This is a genomic window from Devosia elaeis (assembly GCF_001650025.1).
Classification (GTDB): domain Bacteria; phylum Pseudomonadota; class Alphaproteobacteria; order Rhizobiales; family Devosiaceae; genus Devosia; species Devosia elaeis.
On the sequence record NZ_LVVY01000071.1, the window covers coordinates 22,946 to 39,735 of the forward strand.

Consider the following 16,790-nt stretch of genomic DNA (forward strand, 5'->3'; position numbering starts at 1 on the left):
GGCCCGGATGGATCTCGTTTCTTCGCTTGCGCTGGGCTTTTCCGTCGCGCTCGACCCCGTCAATATCCTTTATTGCTTCATCGGGGTGCTGCTGGGCACGCTGGTCGGCGTGCTGCCCGGCATCGGGCCCACGGCGACCATCGCCATGCTCCTGCCCATCACCTTCACCCTGGGGCCGGCCACCGCCCTGATCATGCTGGCGGGCATCTATTACGGCGCCCAATATGGCGGCTCGACCACCGCCATCCTCATCAACCTGCCGGGGGAAAGCTCCTCGGCGGTGACGGCCATCGACGGCTACCAGATGGCGCGGCAGGGCCGGGCAGGCCAGGCTCTGGCCACGGCGGCCATCGGCTCGTTCTTCGCCGGTTCGGTGGCGACGCTCCTGCTCGCCTTCTTCGCCCCGCCCCTTGCAAGAGCGGCGCTCAATTTCGGGGCGCCGGAATATTTCTCCCTGATCGTGCTGGGCCTACTGGTTTCCATCGCCTTGGCGCACGGCTCGATCCTGAAGGCCCTGGCGATGATCGTGCTGGGCCTGCTGCTCGGCATGGTGGGGCAGGATATCTATACCGGCACGCCGCGCTTCACCTTCGGGGTGCGCGAACTCTTCGGCGGGCTCAATTTCGTCGCCGTGGCGGTGGGCGTCTTCGGCATCGCCGAAATCCTGCGCAATCTCGAAAACGAGACCGAGCGCGAAGTGGGGGTGAAAAAGGTCACCAATCTCTGGCTGACCCGCGAGGATTTCGGGCGCATCTGGGCGCCCATCCTGCGCGGCACCGGGCTGGGTTCGGTGCTCGGCATCCTGCCGGGCGGGGGACATATCCTCTCCTCCTTCGCCTCCTATTCGGCCGAAAAGCGGCTCTCAAAGAACCCGCAGGAATTCGGCAAGGGCGCCATCGAGGGCGTGGCGGGGCCGGAATCGGCCAATAATGCGGCCGCGCAGACCTCGTTCATCCCGCTCATGACCCTGGGCATTCCCGCCCATCCGGTCATGGCGCTGATGGTGGGGGCCTTCATCCTCCAGGGCATCACGCCGGGGCCCAACGTCATCAACGAGCAGCCGGCTCTGTTCTGGGGCATCATCGCCTCGATGTGGATCGGCAACCTGCTGCTGATCATCCTCAACCTGCCGCTGATCGGGCTCTGGGTGAAGATGCTTTCCATCCCCTATCGGGTGCTGTTCCCGGCCATCGTGCTGTTCGCCTGTATCGGCACCTATTCGATCAACCAGAACATCTACGACGTCTATGCCATCGCCTTCTTCGCCATGGTGGGCTATCTGCTGATCCGCTTCGGCTGCGAACCGGCCCCGCTGCTGCTCGGCTTCGTGCTGGGGCCGCTGCTGGAAGAGCATTTGCGGCGGGCCATGATCATCTCGCGCGGCGATCCGATGATCTTCGTCACCCGCCCGATCTCGGCGACGCTGTTGCTGCTGGCCCTGGCCGCCGTGCTGGTGGCGGTGCTGCCCGCCATTCGCCGCAAGCGCCAGGAGGTCTTCGTCGAGGACGATTGAGGCCTTTCGGACTTCAGATTGTTGCGTGAGAGGGCCGGTGCTAAGGTGCCGGCCTTCTCTTTTTGGAAGGTCCGATGCCCAGAGACACCAGAATGTCGCGCATGCTGCATGTGCTGATCCATATGGACCGGCATGTGAAGCGCGCCACCTCCGAGACCATCGCCCGGATGCTCGACACCAATCCCGTCGTGGTGCGCCGCATGATGGCCGGGTTCCGCGCCGCCGGCATCGTCACCTCCGAAAAGGGCCATGGTGGCGGCTGGGAACTGGCCCGGCCGCTGGCGGAGATCAGCCTGCTGGACGTCTATCGCGCCGTGGGCGAGCCGGCTCTGTTCAATATCGGCCCCGACGCGGAGGCGGCGACCTGCCTGGTGGAGCGGGCGGTGGATGCGCGGATGAGCGAAACGCTGAACGAGGCGGAGCGCCTGCTGATGGCGCGGTTCGCCGATATCCGCGTGGCCGATGTGGCCGACGAATTCGAGGCGCGCTTTGCGCAGATGAAGGCCGAGGGCAGACTCGATCCGGCCCATGACCATTTCGGCTAGGCCCACCGCCGGCCCGGCCCGGTCGTGGTTCCGCCGAAGAACAAAATAAAAGATTGGTTAACCTTGTTCTTATACTTTTCCTTCATCATGATGGGGGTCAATGTGAACAAGTTCTTTAAAATAATTCTGCCTGCCGCCGCTCTGTCGTTGAGCGTGGGCGGCGCCAATGCTGCCGATCTATTGTTCGATCATCCGCAACCCGCAATGCCTTACGCCGCCGGCTTCGACTGGAGCGGCTTCTATGCCGGTATCTTCGCCGGCTATGGCGCGGGCGGCGCCACCAGCACGGGCGTGGCGACCGGCTCGGTCTCCCCGGTGGATGTCGAGGGCCTGCTGCTCGGCGGCACATTGGGCGCCAATGCGCAATTCGGCTCCTTCGTGCTGGGCCTCGAGGGCGACCTGGCTTGGAGCGGCGTCGAAGGTTCGGCCACCTGCGCCGGCGCGCCCGCCTTCGATTGCAACGGCTCGCTGGACTGGCTGGGCACGGGCAAGGCGCGCGCCGGCGTGGCATTCGACCGCCTGCTGCTGTTCGGCACTGCCGGCCTGGCCTTCGGCGGCATCACTGCATCCACCACGCCCGCAGCGCCGGGCGCCACCGGCACCTTCTCCTCCACGATCTGGGGCTGGACGGCCGGCGCCGGCGTCGAAGTGGCGGTCAGCGAGGCGATGAGCGTCAAGGCCGAATATGCCTATCACGACTTTGCCAGCGTGCGGGCGCCGGTCAATACCATTGCCAATCTCGGCGCCACCGACATCAAGTCCCATGCCCACAGCGTCAAGCTGGGCCTGAACTACCGCTTCTGAATCCAAGGGCGACGAATGACGAAGGGCAGCGCTTGCGCTGCCCTTTTTGCTTTCGCGCGTGGCGTTGCCTGCGCGGATGTCGATGTCTCAAAAATCCCAGTCTTCGTCCTCGGTGGCGATGGCCTTGCCGATGACGTAGGACGAGCCCGAGCCGGAGAAGAAGTCATGGTTCTCGTCGGCATTGGGGGAGAGCGCCGAGAGGATGGCGGCGTTGACCTTGCAGGCCTCGGGCGGGAACAGGGCCTCGTAGCCGAGATTCATCAGCGCCTTGTTGGCGTTGTAATGGAGGAATTTCTTGACGTCTTCGCTGAGGCCGACGCCGTCATAGAGCTCTTCGGTATAGCGGATTTCGTTGTCATAGAGTTCGAGCAGGAGATCGAAGGCGAAATCCTTGATTTCCTGTTTGCGCTCCTCGGAGAGGCGCTCGATCGCGCGCTGGAACTTGTAGCCGATATAATAGCCATGCACGGCCTCGTCCTTGATGATGAGGCGGATGAGGTCGGCCGTATTGGTGAGCTTGGCGCGGCTCGACCAATACATGGGCAGGTAGAAGCCCGAATAGAACAGGAAGCTTTCGAGAAAGACCGAGGCGATTTTTTTCTTCAGCGGATCGCCGCTGTCATATTGCTCAAGGATCAAGTGCGCCTTGCGCTGGAGGAAGGTGTTTTCCTCACTCCAGCGATAGGCGTCGTCCACGTCCGGCGTGAGGCAGAGCGTGGAGAAGATGGAGGAATAGGAGCGGGCATGCACCGCCTCCATGAAGGCGATATTGGACAGGACCGCCTCTTCATGCGGGGTGGCGGCATCGTCCATCAATCGCACCGCGCCGATGCCGTTCTGGATGGTGTCGAGCAGGGTGAGGCCGGTGAAGACGCGGATGGTGAGCTGCTGTTCCGCCGGCGTCAGCGTGGCCCAGCTCGGAATGTCATTGGAGAGCGGCACCTTTTCGGGCAGCCAGAAATTGGATGTCAGCCGGTTCCAGACGTCGAGGTCCTTGTCGTCCTGGATACGGTTCCAGTTGATGGCGCGAATGCGGGAAAGAGGCTTTACGTGAACGTTCATGGGTTTGCATTTCAAAATTGACGGACTTGGTTCCATCGCCCCCCTCCCCCTTGAGGGGAGGGTCGGGGAGGGGGTGGTCTAGTGGTCCACTGATGGACCCCCTCCCTCATTCCCTCCCCTCAAGGGGGAGGGAGGCGCCGGAGCCGTCAGCCCTGTTGAATGACGGCAGGTATAACTCTTACAGCGCGCAGGACACGCAGCCCTGGACCTCGGTGCCTTCGAGGGCGAGCTGGCGCAGGCGGATGTAATAGATGGTCTTGATGCCCTTCTTCCACGCATAGATCTGGGCGCGGTTGATATCGCGGGTGGTCGCGGTATCGCGGAAGAACAGGGTCAGCGACAGGCCCTGGTCGACATGCTGGGTGGCCGCCGCATAGGTGTCGATGATCTTTTCGGGGCCGATCTCATAGGCATCCTGGTAATAATCCAGGTTGTCATTGGTCATGAAGGCGGCGGGATAATAGACGCGGCCGATCTTGCCTTCCTTGCGGATCTCGATCTTGGAGACGATCGGGTGGATCGAGGCGGTGGCGTGATTGATATAGGAGATCGAGCCGGTGGGCGGCACCGCCTGCAGGTTCTGGTTGTAGAGCCCGGTCAGCATCACCCTGGCCTTGAGATCCAGCCAGTCTTGCTGGGTCGGGATGTGAATGCCGGCTTGCTCGAAGAGCCCGGCGACGCGCTGGGTGGCGGGCTTCCATTCCCTGGTCGTATATTTGTCGAAATAGGTGCCATCGGCATATTTCGAGTTCTCGAAGCCCTTGAAGGTCTCCTCGCGCTCGGTGGCGATCAGGTTCGAGGCGCGCAGGGCGTGATAGGTCACCGTATAGAAGTAGATATTGGTGAAATCGACGCCTTCCTCCGAGCCGTAGAAGATGCGCTCGCGGGCGAGATAGCCATGCAGGTTCATCTGGCCGAGCCCGATGGCATGGCTTTCGGCATTGCCCCGGGCGATGGAGGGCACCGAGCCGATATTGCTCATGTCCGACACGGCGGTCAGCGCCCGGATCGCGGTTTCGATGGTGCGGCCGAAATCGGATGAATCCATCACCTTGGCGATATTGAGCGAGCCGAGATTGCAGGAAATGTCCTTGCCCAGATGCGCATAGGACAGGTCCTCGTTGAAGGTCGAGGCATCGCTGACCTGGAGGATTTCCGAGCAGAGATTGCTCATGGTGATGCGGCCCGCGATGGGGTTGGCGCGGTTCACGCTGTCCTCGAACATGATATAGGGATAGCCGCTCTCGAACTGGATTTCGGCGATCACCTGGAAGAAGTCGCGCGCCTTGATCTTCTTCTTGCGGATGCGCTTGTCCGCCACCATTTCGCGGTATTTCTCGGTGACCGAAATCTCGGTCATCGGCACGCCATAGACGCGTTCCACGTCATAGGGCGAGAACAGGTACATGTCCTCGTTGTCGCGGGCGAGCTCGAAGGTGATGTCGGGGATGACGACGCCCAGCGACAAGGTCTTGATGCGCACCTTCTCGTCGGCATTTTCGCGCTTGGTATCGAGGAAGCGCATGATGTCGGGATGGTGGGCGTGCAGATAGACCGCGCCCGCGCCCTGGCGAGCGCCGAGCTGGTTGGCATAGGAAAAGCTGTCTTCGAGCAGCTTCATCACCGGCAAGACGCCCGAGGACTGGTTCTCGATCTGCTTGATGGGCGCACCCATCTCGCGGATATTGGTGAGGCTCAGCGCCACGCCGCCACCGCGCTTGGAAAGCTGCAGGGCCGAGTTAATGGAGCGGCCGATGCTCTCCATATTGTCCTCGACGCGTAGCAGGAAGCACGAGACCAGCTCGCCGCGCTGCTTCTTGCCGGCATTGAGGAAAGTGGGCGTCGCGGGCTGGAAGCGGCCGGAAATGATCTCGTCGACGAGCTGGCGGGCCAGGGTTTCATCGCCGCGCGCCAAAGCCAGGGCCACCATGCAGACGCGGTCCTCGTAGCGCTCGAGATAGCGCTTTCCGTCGAAGGTCTTGAGCGTATAGGAGGTGTAATATTTGAACGCGCCCAGGAAGGTGGGGAAGCGGAACTTCTGGTCATAGGCGTGGTCGAACAGGTCGCGCACGAAGTTGAAGCTGTATTGATCGAGCACGCCCTGCTCGTAATAGCCTTCGTCCACGAGGTAGGTCAGTTTCTCGCGCAGATTGTGAAAGAACACCGTGTTCTGGTTCACATGCTGCAAAAAGTATTGATGCGCCGCCTGGCGATCCTTGTCGAACTGGATCCTGCCCTGCTCGTCATAGAGATTGAGCATGGCATTGAGGGCATGGAAATCCAGCGCCTGATCCTGGTCTTCGGTCTGTTCCGGCGCCTTGGCCGGTCGATCTAGAATGAGCGTGTCCAAAACAGGTCCAGTCCTTTTCTGACATTGGCGACATCCTCGTCGGTGCCGAGCAGCTCGAACCGATAGAGGAGCGGCACCGCGCATTTGCCCGCGACGATGTCGCCGGCCAGGCAATAGGCGGTGCCGAAATTGGTATTGCCCGCGGCGATGACGCCACGGATGAGGCGGCGATTGGCCTCGATATTGAGGAAGCGGATCACCGGCCTGGGCACCGCGCCCTTGCCGTGGACCCCGCCATAGGTGGGCAGGACCAGCACATAGGGCGCGCTGACTTCGGGCGGGGCACTGGCCGCATCGACCGGCAGGCGCGTCGCGTCACACCCCAGCTTCCCGACGAAGCGATGGGTGTTTTCCGAAGTGCTGGAATAATAGACGAGCCCGCCCATCTTCGGTCAGGCCAAAGCGCCGATCATGTCCGGGCGGAAGCCGGCCCAGTGCTGGTCGCCGGCGACCACCACCGGCACCTGGCGATAGCCCATGGTCTCCACTCGCGCATAGGCGTCGCTGTCCGCCGAAATATCGATGACCTGATAGGGAAGCCCCTTGCGGTCGAGGGCGCGGGTGGTGGCATGGCACTGCACGCAGGCGGGTTTGGAATAGACAATGATGCTCATCGAAAAATCCCTCGCGGATCATGGGCGGATGCACGAGGAAAACGGCCGGCCGGCATCTGGCCGCACCTGTCCGTTCGCCTGCCCGGTCATCCCGCCGGTGGACGTCAAAAAGCGTTCGAGGCAGGTCTCCTGGCTTGCGGGTCGCCATTCGTGCCGGCCTTCCCGGGCCCCCGGGCCCAGTGGCATTCTCGACAGAACTCGCCGCTCACAGTTGCGGGGACAGCCCCGGAATTGGCCGCGCCTTCTGGCATCGGGCCGCACCGGATTCCCGTCTTAGCCGCCATTCCTTGCGGGTGGCGGAACCTTGAACACTACATATAGTAGGTAAGCGTAAAGATTCGCCTAGCGCAACTTCTGCCCGCGTTGCCCAAGTGTTCCTCTTGACGGGGGAAGGGCTTGAGTCGGCGCGGGGTCAGCGGCGGAACGGAACCCAGGCGCCGCCGGGCGGCCGACATGTGCCGATCCGATGACGCAAGTGGCCTTGCAATAAACTTTTGTCTTGCAAGTTTTCGTGCATGAGCGCATGGTGCCGGCGATGGAGGAGACCATGTCAGTTCTGGAGCGCGTCAAGGACGCCGCCGAGACGCTTACCCCGGCCGAGCAATTGCTGATCAAGCAGGTGATTGCCAGTCCGCGCGACATCGCGCTGGGCACGGCAAGCGGGCTGGCGCGACGCATCGGCGTGCATGAAGCCACCGCCTCGCGCCTCGCCAAGAAACTCGGCTATCCCAATTATGCCGGATTCCGGGCCGCGATCCAGGAGGAATTCATCGTCCGCACCGATCCGGCGACCCGCGTGCGCAATACGCTGCAGCAGACCAGCGAGGCGGGGCTGATCACCGATCTGGTGAGCCGCGAGATCGAGGCCCTGGCTGGATTGCAGCGCTATGTCGACGACGCCAAGCTCCTGGCGGCGGCCCAGGCGCTGCTGAAGGCGCGGCGCATCTATGTCTTCGCCCGTGGCAATGCCGAGGCGCTGGCCGTGCTGATCGATCGCCGCCTGCGGCGCATGGGCCGCGACACCATCATGCTGGCCGGCGAAGGCCGGGACCTGGCCGAACGGGTACTGGCCATGAATGGCGACGACGCCATCATCGCCTTCGCCTTTCGCCGCCAGCCCAGTCATTACGCCGCCCTGCTCAACCGCGCCCGCGCCATGAGCGCGACCTCGGTGGTGATCTCGGGCAGTGTCGGGCCATCGCTGGTGCCGGCCGGCGATCACCTGCTGTTCGCCCCGCGCACCGGCTCGCAGGATGCGTTCCAGACGCTCACCGTGCCCATGGCCATCTGCAATGCGCTGGTGCTGGCCATGGCCAAGGAAGACCCCAAGGCCTCGCTGCACTATCTCGAAATTCTGGGCCAGCTCATCGACGCTTTCGACTAAGGGCGCGCTGGGAGAAGGACATTGGCGCGTCCAATTTCTGCAAGTTCACATGCATGTCGTATCCATCGTGCAAATGCGTGTGCATCCATAAGGCGCATGAGGCGCCATTCCTGAGGAGGATTTGATGGACAAGAAAACTTTGCTGCTTTCCACCGCCCTGCTGGCTCTGGCCGCTCCGGCCCTGGCGCAGAATTACGATCCGGCGCTCGACGCCATGAGCGCCGAGGACTTGCTGCCCTTGGCGCAGCAAGAGGGCACGGTGACGGTCTATTCGTTCACCAGCCGCATCGCGGCGGTGGAAGCGGCCTTCGAGGCGGCCTATCCGGGCATCGACATGATCAGCCACGACATGAGCTCGACCGAGCAGATCACCCGGCTCAAGGCCGAGGCGGCCGCCGGCATTGCCAGCGCCGACGTGGTCTATATCTCGGACGCGCCCGTGGTCTTCGCCGAACTGCTGGGGCCGGGCCTCGTCACGCCCTATGTGCCGCCCCGCGTCGTGCCGCTGCTCGATGCCCATGAGCGCGAGCCGCTCCTGGCCCAGCGCCTCTCCACCAAGGTGCTGATGTATAACGAGCAGGCCAATCCCGATGGCGCCCCGATCAGCAATCTCTGGGAATTGACCACCGCGGACTGGACCGGCCGCGTGATCATGGTCGATCCGCTGCAGCGCGGCGATTACCTCGACCTGATGACCGAGATCGTGCTGCGCTCCGACGAGATGGAAAGCGCCTATCAGGCCCAGTTCGGCACGCCCATCAGCCTCGATGACGGGGTCGAAAATGCCGGCCAGCAATTCATCGTCGATCTCTTCGAGAACGACCTGATCCTGGTGTCCTCGACCGATGACGTGAATGCCGCCGTCGGCACCCTGGGCCAGGACAATCCGCCGGTCGGCTTCACCTCCTATTCCGACCGCCGCGACAATGAAGACGAAGGCTGGGCCTTGCAGGTGGCCAATGACGTGACCCCGGCCAACGGCATCATCTTCCCCGCCGTCCTGGCGGTTTCCGCCAATGCGACCCATCCGGCGGCGGCGCGCCTGGTCATCGATTTCCTCATGGGGGACGACAGCGAGACCGGCGGCGAAGGCTTCAAGCCCTTCTATGTCGCCGGTGACTATGCCACCCGCAGCGATATCGTCAGCCATCCCGACGCGGTGCCGCTCGACCAGTTCAACGCCTGGTCGATCGATCCGGTGGCGACCTCGAACCTGCGCCAGGACGTGGGCGACCTCGTCCTCTCCCTGCAATAAGCTCTGCAACGGCTCCCGGCATTGTCGCCGGGAGCCATTTCCGGCGGTTCACATTCATGTCTCTGGTTTCCACGCGCGGCGCCGCGCGGCCCCTTCGCATCGACGGAAAGCTGGTGCTCAAGCTGGTCGTACTGGCCATATTGGGCGTGCTCGTCGCCGCGCCGCTCTTGCGCATCCTGTTCGAAACGCTTTCGCCCGGCGCCATCGTCGCCTGGAGCGACGTCACCTCCGGCCGGCTGGCGCGCAACCTGCTCTGGGTGCCGCTCGGCAATACGCTGATCCTGGGCGTGGGTGTCGCCTGCGGCTGCGTGCTGATCGGCGGCTTCCTCGCCTGGCTGGTGGTGATGACGGACGTGCCCTTCCGCCGCACCATCGGGCTGATGGCCACCCTGCCCTTCATGATCCCCAGCTTCGCCACCGCTTTGGCCTGGGGATCGCTGTTCCGCAATGGGCGCGTCGGCGGCCAGACCGGCTTTCTCGAAGGGCTGGGCCTTTCCATTCCCGACTGGCTCTCCTGGGGCATGGTGCCGACCTTGATCGTCTTGATCGCGCATTATTACTCGCTGGCCTTCACGGTGATCGCCGCCGCCCTCGCCACGGTCAATTCCGACCTGGTGGAAGCCGCGCAGATGGCCGGCGCCAGGCGCGGCCGCATCCTCATGGGGATCGTGCTGCCCGTGGCGCTGCCCGCCGTGGTCGCGGGCGCCTCGCTCACCTTTGCCGGCGCCGTCTCCAATTTCGCCGCGCCCGCTCTCCTGGGCCTGCCGGTGCGCATGCAGACCATGGCCACCCGGCTCTATGGCCTCATCGAAGTGGGGCAGACCGCGCGCGGCTATGTCATCGCCATCCTGCTGATTGCCGTCTCGGCCCTCTTCCTCTGGCTGGGCAACAAGGTGATTTCGGGCCGCCGCTCCTATGCCACCATTACCGGCAAGGGCGGCCGAGCCAAGCGCTTCACCCTGGGCAATGCGCGCCTGCCGCTCTTTGCCGTCGCGGCGCTGATCTGCCTGGCGACGACCATCGTGCCGGTGCTCATCCTCATCGCGTCCTCGCTGGCCCCGTCCTCGTCGGCGCTGTTTTCCAACTGGACGCTGCATTATTGGACCGGCGCCTCCAATCCCTCGATCGCCCAGGGGCAGGCGGGGATTTTCTCCAATCCCTTCATCGTCTCGGCCACCGGCCTGACCATGGGCCTCGGCGTCGCCGTGGCGATCACCACGACGCTGATCGGGCTGATCGTCGCCTTCGTCCTTGCCCGCGACGGCAAGGGGCCGCTGGCCGGCATCATCAACCAGGTCAGTTTCCTGCCGCTTCTGGTGCCCGGCATCGCCTTCGGCGCGGCCTATATCGCGCTGTTCGGCGCGCCGATCGGCCCCTTTCCGGCGCTCTACGGCACCTTCGCCCTGCTGCTGATCGCCGGCACGGCCTATCTGTTGCCCTTCTCGGTGCAAACCGGTCGCGCCGTCATCCAGCAGGTCTCCGGCGATCTCGACGAAAGCGCCCGCATGACCGGGGCGGGCTTTCTGCGCCGCCTCGCCGCCATCACCGTGCCGCTGGCGAGCCGGGGCCTCGCCGCCGGCGGCCTGATCGTCTTCGTCAAGATCATGCGCGATCTCTCGCTGGTGGTGCTGCTGTTCACCCCGACCATGCCGGTGCTGTCGGTCCTGGCCTATCGCTATGCCTCCGAAGGCTTCACTCAATTCGCCAATGCCATAACCGTCGTGATCCTGGTGATCTCGATTGCCGCGACCCTCTTGGCCAATCAATTGCAGGCCAAGTCGCAGCCCTGGCTCAAATCGTAAGTCATCCCCATGATCCGCATCGAAAATCTCGTGAAATCCTTCGGCGCCTTCAATGCCGTCGACGACATCTCCCTCAGCGTGCCCGAGGGCGCCTTCCTGGTCCTGGTCGGCCCGTCCGGCTGCGGCAAATCCACCATGCTGCGCATGCTGGCAGGGCTGGAGACGCCCAGCGGCGGCACCATCGCCTTCGGCGACAGGATCGTTTCGGACGGCAATCGCGGCTGGACCATCGATCCGGCGCAACGCGATACCGGCCTGGTCTTCCAGTCCTATGCGCTCTGGCCGCATATGAGCGTGGCCGGCAATGTCGATTGGCCGCTCAAGATCGCCGGCATGGCCAGGCCCGAGCGCCAGGCGCGTGTCGCCGAAGTGCTGACCATGCTGGGCATCGCGCCCCTGGCCACGCGCTATCCCAACGAGATTTCCGGCGGCCAGCAGCAGCGCGTGGCCATTGCCCGCATGATCGCGCCCCGGCCCTCGATCCTGCTCTTCGACGAGCCGCTCTCCAATCTCGATGCCAAATTGCGCGTGGAAATGCGCACCGAATTGCTGCGCGTCCATCGCGCCACCGGCGCCACCTCGGTCTATGTGACCCATGACCAGGTGGAGGCCATGACCATGGCCAGCCATGTCGCCGTGCTCAACCAGGGCCGGGTGGAGCAATTCGGCACCCCCGAGGACCTGGTGCGGAACCCCGCCACCGCCTTCGTCGCCACCTTTGTCGGCACGCCGCCGGCCAATCTCGTGCCAGTCTCGGTCCTGCCGCGGGAACGGGCGGCGAGCCTGCCCGCCCAAGCCTCGGCCATGTACCGGCCCGAAGACCTCTCGGTCAGCGCCATTCCTATCGAGGGGAGCCTGGCTTTCGACTTCGCCGAGGCCAGCCCCGTTGCCGGGCGCACCATGCTGACGGGCATAAGCGACAGCCTGCGCATCACCGCCGTGGTCGATGCCGCGCCGCGTTTCGCCGTCGGCGACAAGGTGCATTTCGTCCTGCCGGAGGCGCCCGCCGCGCTGTTCGGCGCCAACGGGGAGCGCCTGTCATGAAGCGCTTGCTGCTGGTGCGCCATGGCGAATCGGAATGGAACGCGGTTCGCCGCCTGCAGGGCCAGGCCGATATCGGCCTTTCCGAGAAAGGCGAGGCCCAGGCGCGCGCCCTGGCGCCCATGGTGGAACAATTGGCGCCCGACCTGGTGATCACCTCCGACCTGCGCCGCGCCCGCCACACCGCCGAACTGCTCGGCTTTCCCGATGCCCGGCCCGAGCCGGACCTGCGCGAGGTCGATGTCGGCGACTGGACCGGCCAGGAGATCGCCCGCATCATCGCCGACCAGCCCGATGCCTATCGCGGCTGGCGGGCCGGCAGTTTCGCACCGCCGGGGGGCGAGGACTGGGCCGATTTCTGCGCCCGCACCGCCCGCGCCACCCAGGCGGCCGCCAGCTCCGCCGACCGCCTGCTGGTGATCTGCCATGGCGGCGTCATCCGCGCCTTGCTGCAGACCCTGCTCGATCTCTCGCCGCGCCGCATCATTCCCGTCGGCCCGGCCAGCCTCACCATCCTCGCCAGCAAACAAGGCGAGAGCGTCATGCGCCTCGAAGTGTTCAACTATGCGCCCGGCGGCCCCATATTGGACGCGCCGGACTAGCTCTGCTCACTGGCGGTCGCTCACCGCGATCCCGGCACGGCGGCGGGTGGCCTATACTGCGCGGGGCCGTCAGTGGTCGTGAAGCGTTCGGTAACCCAGCCTTCGAGTGTCGGATTGAGATCGACCAGCAGCCACCCATCCTGGCGGTCGAGCACGCGCAATCGGGTGCCGCGCGGCAGCGCGGTGATCAGATCGGCCGCCTGGCTCGGGGCGTGGCGCACATTGAGCGAGGCGACATTGACGAAGCGCGGCACGTCGAGCGGCACCGATGCGGGCGATGCCTGCGTCGCGGTCCGTGGGGCCGCCGGCTTCGCCGCGGAGGGGGCGGGGCGATCCGCATTCCCCATGATGCCGAACTGGAAAATGCCGAAGGCCAGAAGCCCGAGAATGGCCCAGCCGACAAGGTTCGAATTCTGCTTCTTCCTGGCCATTCATACGCACCTGTTCACCCGCCCATATTGCGGCAAGCCTCTTAACAGATGGCGTATGGCAGGCGTGTCCACCTCCCGCGAACCGGGCCTGCGGACCGCCCTCGCCCTTATTTGGTAATGCTCGGCCATTAACCATACGTGGTGATTCTCGGCGTCATGGTCGGTAATCGGCATGGGGCCGGAAGCGCTTGGGGAGGAATGGGCATGAAGAAAGCCGCAATCATCGTGGCGGTGCTGGCTGTTCTTGCGGTCGGATCGGTGTTCCTGCTGCCCCTGGCGCTGAGTTCGGATGGCATGCGTGCGGCGCTGGCCCGCCAATTGTCCGAGGCGGCGGGGGCGGAGATCGCCTTTAACGGGCCGATTCGCTTTTCGGTCGTTCCCGATTTCGGCATCGTCATCGAGGACATGGCCTATAGAACCGGCGACGGCGCGGTTTCGGTGACGGCGGCGCGATCGGTGGCCTCGGTGGCGCCGCTGTCGCTGTTTTCAAGCCAGATCCGAATCACCGGGATCGAACTCGAAAGCCCGCGCGTGGTGCTGGGGACAGTGGCGGCGTCCCCGCAAGCGCCGCAGCCGGCCGGGACCGCGAGCGGCGACGTTTTCGAAATGCTCGCGGGTTTTCTCGAAAGGCTTTCCATCGACCAGGTGGTCATCAGCAATGGCGCGGTGGCCCAGAGCCGCGATGGCGCGGTGACCGAGATCGCCGGCGACGTTGCGCTGCAACTGGCCGTGCCCGGCATCGACCGGCCCGCTTCGCTGGCGGTTTCGGGTGTGATGGACGGCCAGCGGCTGGAACTGGCGGCCGATATCGGCTCGCTGCGCGACCTGCTGGGGCGCCAGCCGGCCGACTTCTCGCTCTCCACCAGGATGGAGCATCCGCCGCACCCCCTGCTGGCCGAGCTCAGCACGTCGGGCAGAATCCAGCTGGCCGAGGATGGCGGCTATCATGTCAGCGGCGGCGAGGTTGCGAGCGGCGGGCAGACGATGCGGCTCGATGCAAGCTATGTGCCGGGCGAGCGCCCCTATGTGATGGCCAAGGTGGTGGCGGGCAATCTCGATTATTCCGATTTCCAGCCCGCGTCGGCCGCCGAAGGCGAAGCGGGCGCGGGCGGCGGGACGCCCGATCTGTCCGCGCTCAGGGGGATCGACGCCGATATCGAATTGCGGGCCGATGCGCTCAGGGCCGGCGAGGCGCAGGCGCAGGACGTGGTCCTGGCGGCGCAATTGCGCGACGGCCGGCTCAGCTCGTCGGTCACGTCCGGGCAGATCGCCGGCGGCAGCATGGCGGCGGGCCTGGTGATGGACGTCAATGGCGATGTGCCGCAATCGAGCGGATCGCTCGGGGCTTCGGCCATCGACCTGCAGCAGGTTCTGGCGCTGGCGGGCCAATCGGCGCCGGTCTCGGGAAAGCTGTCTTCCGATCTGCAATATGCCTTTCGGGGGCTCGATGCGGAGGCCATCCGCAATTCGCTGAACCTGCGGGGGACGGTTTCCATCGGCGAAGGCCGGGCGCAGGTGCCGCAACTGGCCGCGCTCGGCACCGACGTGGTGGAGGCGCTGGAGGCCGGCGTCGAGATCGAAAACGTGCTCGAGCCGCTGTCGCTCTCCGGTACGGCGCGGTGGAACGGCGAGAATTTCGGCTTTGCCAGTTCGCTCGCGCTGTCGGACCTGCTCTGGGGACAGGCGGGCATTGTCTCGCTCGATTTCAAGTCGCAAGTGCTCGACGCGCGCTTTTCCGGCACTGTCGATCCGCAGGGTTCGATTGCCGGCAAGGCCGATGTCTCGGCGGCGTCTCTCAGCCGGGCGCTGGGCTGGCTGGGCCAGGCGACGGGCACGCCGCTCGGCCGCTTCAGCTTTTCGGGCGGGCTTTCGGCCGGCAGTGCGCAATTGGCGATGAGCGAGGCGACGATCGGGCTCGACGACATGACGGCCAGGGGCTCGGCGTCGATCGCCCTGACCGGCAAGCCCAGGATCACGGCGGCGCTGGCGGTGGACAGGCTCGATTTCGGCGCATTGACGGGCGGTGGGCAGGGCGGCGCCGCGGCGGCCGGCTCCGGGCCGGCGCCGATCGACCTTGCCATGCTGCGCCTGTTCGATGCCGATATTCGCCTGGACGCCACCGAAATCGGCTATGGCGAGGTCAAGGCCGGGCCGGCCACGGCCGTGCTGTCGGTGGCGGGCGGCGTGGCCGAGCTTTCGGTGCCGCAGGCCGGCTTCTATGACGGCGCGGTCACGGCCAAGGTGACGGCGAACGGGGCGGGCGACGTGCCGGCCATTGCGCTCGTGGCCGCCATGGATGGCGTCGAGGCGCTGCCTCTGCTGACGACGGCGGCCGGGTTCCAGCATATCGAAGGCAAGCTCAAGGCGAGCGTCGAGGTTTCGGGCTCGGGCGCCGATACCGATGCCTTTACCCGTTCGCTGACCGGGCCGGTCAATGTGGTCTTTTCCAATGGCGCGCTGCGCGGGATCGACGTGGCGGGACTGGTGCGCAATGTGCAATCGCTGATCGGCGGCTCTTATGCCGCGAATTCTGAGGCGAAGACCGAGTTCACCGAGCTTTCCATCGGTGCCGATATCCGCAACGGGGTGGCCACCTTCCCCGACATAAGGCTGCTGGGGCCGCTGGTGCGGATGGGCGGGCAGGGCACGGTGGACCTCACTGCCCGGACGATCGACATGCGGCTCGATCCGCGCGTCGTCGCTTCGCTCGACGGGCAGGGCGGCGCCTTCGACGTTTCGGGCCTGGGCATGCCGATCGTCATCGATGGTCCGCTGGCCGCGCCCCGCATCTATCCCGATCTCACCAACCTCCTGGCCGATCCCAACCGCGCCTTGCAGGCCATGTCGCAATTGGGTGGCGGCATCGGCGAACTGGCCAATGGCGCGTCGGGCGCGCTTGGCGGGCTGGGCGCTGCCCTGGGTGACGACCCGAGCGCGGCGGCCGATGGGGTGATGACGAACCTGCTCGGCCAATTGGCCGGCGGACAGGCGGGCAATGGGGGCAATGGCACGCAGCCGACCGGCCAGGACCTGTTCAATTCCCTGCTCGGCGGGGCCTTGGGAACGCAGGCGCCGACATTAGCGGCTCCGCCAAGCCAGGACCAGCAACCCGTGGTCGAAGCCCCGGCGACGCCGCCTCCGGTTCAGACGGTTCCCGCCAATCTTCCCCTGCCCCGGCCGGACCCGAGAGGGCCGGCGCCGGCAATGCCGGTGACGCAGCCCGCGCCCGTGACGGAGCCGGCACCCGAGCCCGCGCCGGACATGCCAGCGGTGGATGAATGGGTGCCCGAACCGGCAGCGGAGGAAAATCCGCTCGATCTCATCAACAGCCTCATCCAGCAGAGCGGGCTCTGAGGCGATTGCTCCGACGATTGGGGAAAGCGGGCA

General features: G+C 65.2%; 14 protein-coding genes and 1 riboswitch. Of the genes, 9 read left to right on the top strand and 5 right to left on the bottom strand.

What is annotated here, in order from left to right; genetic code table 11:
- The first annotated feature begins 7 nt into the window (after nt 1-7).
- The 3 genes from A3840_RS06380 to A3840_RS06390 all read left to right on the top strand — a co-directional run bounded on the left by A3840_RS06380 (nt 8) and on the right by A3840_RS06390 (nt 2,862).
- The gene (locus tag A3840_RS06380; protein WP_067453622.1) at nt 8-1,513 is read left to right on the top strand and encodes a tripartite tricarboxylate transporter permease; all 1,506 of its coding nucleotides are present in this window, start codon (nt 8-10) and stop codon (nt 1,511-1,513) included.
- A gap of 74 nt (nt 1,514-1,587) precedes the next feature.
- Nucleotides 1,588-2,058 (top strand): Rrf2 family transcriptional regulator, encoded by a 471-nt coding sequence (locus tag A3840_RS06385; protein WP_067453625.1) that lies wholly within the window; start codon nt 1,588-1,590, stop codon nt 2,056-2,058.
- A 102-nt stretch (nt 2,059-2,160) separates the two neighbouring features.
- Nucleotides 2,161-2,862 carry an outer membrane protein gene (locus A3840_RS06390; RefSeq protein ID WP_165603134.1) on the top strand — a complete coding sequence of 234 codons (702 nt, stop codon included), beginning with the start codon at nt 2,161-2,163 and terminating at the stop codon, nt 2,860-2,862.
- An 87-nt stretch (nt 2,863-2,949) separates the two neighbouring features.
- On the opposite strand, the gene nrdF is transcribed toward A3840_RS06390, so the two are convergent.
- The 4 genes from nrdF to nrdH form a co-directional block, all read right to left on the bottom strand.
- Entirely contained in the window at nt 2,950-3,924 is a 975-nt protein-coding gene (nrdF, locus tag A3840_RS06395; protein ID WP_067453631.1) for a class 1b ribonucleoside-diphosphate reductase subunit beta, read from the bottom strand.
- A gap of 178 nt (nt 3,925-4,102) precedes the next feature.
- Nucleotides 4,103-6,274: a class 1b ribonucleoside-diphosphate reductase subunit alpha gene (gene nrdE / locus A3840_RS06400; RefSeq protein ID WP_067453633.1), complete on the bottom strand. Its 2,172-nt coding sequence runs from the start codon at nt 6,272-6,274 to the stop codon at nt 4,103-4,105.
- The gene (gene nrdI, locus A3840_RS06405) at nt 6,256-6,660 is read right to left on the bottom strand and encodes a class Ib ribonucleoside-diphosphate reductase assembly flavoprotein NrdI (protein WP_067453635.1); all 405 of its coding nucleotides are present in this window, start codon (nt 6,658-6,660) and stop codon (nt 6,256-6,258) included. Before nrdI ends, nrdE begins: the two co-directional genes overlap by 19 nt.
- A 6-nt stretch (nt 6,661-6,666) precedes the next feature.
- The gene (nrdH, locus tag A3840_RS06410; protein ID WP_067453638.1) at nt 6,667-6,888 is read right to left on the bottom strand and encodes a glutaredoxin-like protein NrdH; all 222 of its coding nucleotides are present in this window, start codon (nt 6,886-6,888) and stop codon (nt 6,667-6,669) included.
- Nucleotides 6,889-6,990: 102 nt separating this feature from the next.
- A riboswitch (cobalamin riboswitch) is annotated at nt 6,991-7,210 on the bottom strand.
- A gap of 225 nt (nt 7,211-7,435) precedes the next feature.
- On the opposite strand from nrdH, the gene A3840_RS06415 reads away from it, so the two are divergent.
- The 5 genes from A3840_RS06415 to A3840_RS06435 all read left to right on the top strand — a co-directional run bounded on the left by A3840_RS06415 (nt 7,436) and on the right by A3840_RS06435 (nt 12,972).
- Nucleotides 7,436-8,272 carry a MurR/RpiR family transcriptional regulator gene (locus tag A3840_RS06415; protein WP_067453795.1) on the top strand — a complete coding sequence of 279 codons (837 nt, stop codon included), beginning with the start codon at nt 7,436-7,438 and terminating at the stop codon, nt 8,270-8,272.
- Nucleotides 8,273-8,396: 124 nt separating this feature from the next.
- On the top strand, nt 8,397-9,527 hold the full coding sequence (locus A3840_RS06420; protein ID WP_067453641.1) for an ABC transporter substrate-binding protein: 1,131 nt from the start codon (nt 8,397-8,399) through the stop codon (nt 9,525-9,527).
- A gap of 56 nt (nt 9,528-9,583) precedes the next feature.
- A complete protein-coding gene (locus tag A3840_RS06425) occupies nt 9,584-11,329 on the top strand; it encodes an ABC transporter permease (protein WP_067453644.1) in 1,746 nt (581 codons plus the stop codon).
- A 9-nt stretch (nt 11,330-11,338) separates the two neighbouring features.
- A complete protein-coding gene (locus tag A3840_RS06430; RefSeq protein WP_067453647.1) occupies nt 11,339-12,373 on the top strand; it encodes an ABC transporter ATP-binding protein in 1,035 nt (344 codons plus the stop codon).
- Nucleotides 12,370-12,972, top strand: a complete 603-nt coding sequence (locus A3840_RS06435) for a histidine phosphatase family protein (protein WP_067453650.1) — start codon at nt 12,370-12,372, stop codon at nt 12,970-12,972. Before A3840_RS06430 ends, A3840_RS06435 begins: the two co-directional genes overlap by 4 nt.
- A gap of 20 nt (nt 12,973-12,992) precedes the next feature.
- Here the strand turns inward: A3840_RS06435 and A3840_RS06440 are convergent, their stop codons facing one another.
- Nucleotides 12,993-13,403 (bottom strand): SH3 domain-containing protein, encoded by a 411-nt coding sequence (locus A3840_RS06440; RefSeq protein WP_067453653.1) that lies wholly within the window; start codon nt 13,401-13,403, stop codon nt 12,993-12,995.
- A gap of 204 nt (nt 13,404-13,607) precedes the next feature.
- Here A3840_RS06440 and A3840_RS06445 point away from each other — a divergent pair, with 204 nt between their 5' ends.
- Nucleotides 13,608-16,757 carry an AsmA family protein gene (locus A3840_RS06445; RefSeq protein WP_165603135.1) on the top strand — a complete coding sequence of 1,050 codons (3,150 nt, stop codon included), beginning with the start codon at nt 13,608-13,610 and terminating at the stop codon, nt 16,755-16,757.
- Nucleotides 16,758-16,790: the final 33 nt, after the last annotated feature.

Coding starts and splice junctions, on each gene's coding strand:
- A3840_RS06380 (WP_067453622.1), top strand. CDS start 8: ATGGATCTCGTTTCTTCGCTTGCGCTGGGCTTTTCCGTCGCGCTCGAC.
- A3840_RS06385 (WP_067453625.1), top strand. CDS start 1,588: ATGCCCAGAGACACCAGAATGTCGCGCATGCTGCATGTGCTGATCCAT.
- nrdF (WP_067453631.1), bottom strand. CDS start 3,924: ATGAACGTTCACGTAAAGCCTCTTTCCCGCATTCGCGCCATCAACTGG.
- nrdI (WP_067453635.1), bottom strand. CDS start 6,660: ATGGGCGGGCTCGTCTATTATTCCAGCACTTCGGAAAACACCCATCGC.
- nrdH (WP_067453638.1), bottom strand. CDS start 6,888: ATGAGCATCATTGTCTATTCCAAACCCGCCTGCGTGCAGTGCCATGCC.
- A3840_RS06415 (WP_067453795.1), top strand. CDS start 7,436: ATGTCAGTTCTGGAGCGCGTCAAGGACGCCGCCGAGACGCTTACCCCG.
- A3840_RS06420 (WP_067453641.1), top strand. CDS start 8,397: ATGGACAAGAAAACTTTGCTGCTTTCCACCGCCCTGCTGGCTCTGGCC.
- A3840_RS06425 (WP_067453644.1), top strand. CDS start 9,584: ATGTCTCTGGTTTCCACGCGCGGCGCCGCGCGGCCCCTTCGCATCGAC.
- A3840_RS06430 (WP_067453647.1), top strand. CDS start 11,339: ATGATCCGCATCGAAAATCTCGTGAAATCCTTCGGCGCCTTCAATGCC.
- A3840_RS06435 (WP_067453650.1), top strand. CDS start 12,370: ATGAAGCGCTTGCTGCTGGTGCGCCATGGCGAATCGGAATGGAACGCG.
- A3840_RS06440 (WP_067453653.1), bottom strand. CDS start 13,403: ATGGCCAGGAAGAAGCAGAATTCGAACCTTGTCGGCTGGGCCATTCTC.
- A3840_RS06445 (WP_165603135.1), top strand. CDS start 13,608: ATGAAGAAAGCCGCAATCATCGTGGCGGTGCTGGCTGTTCTTGCGGTC.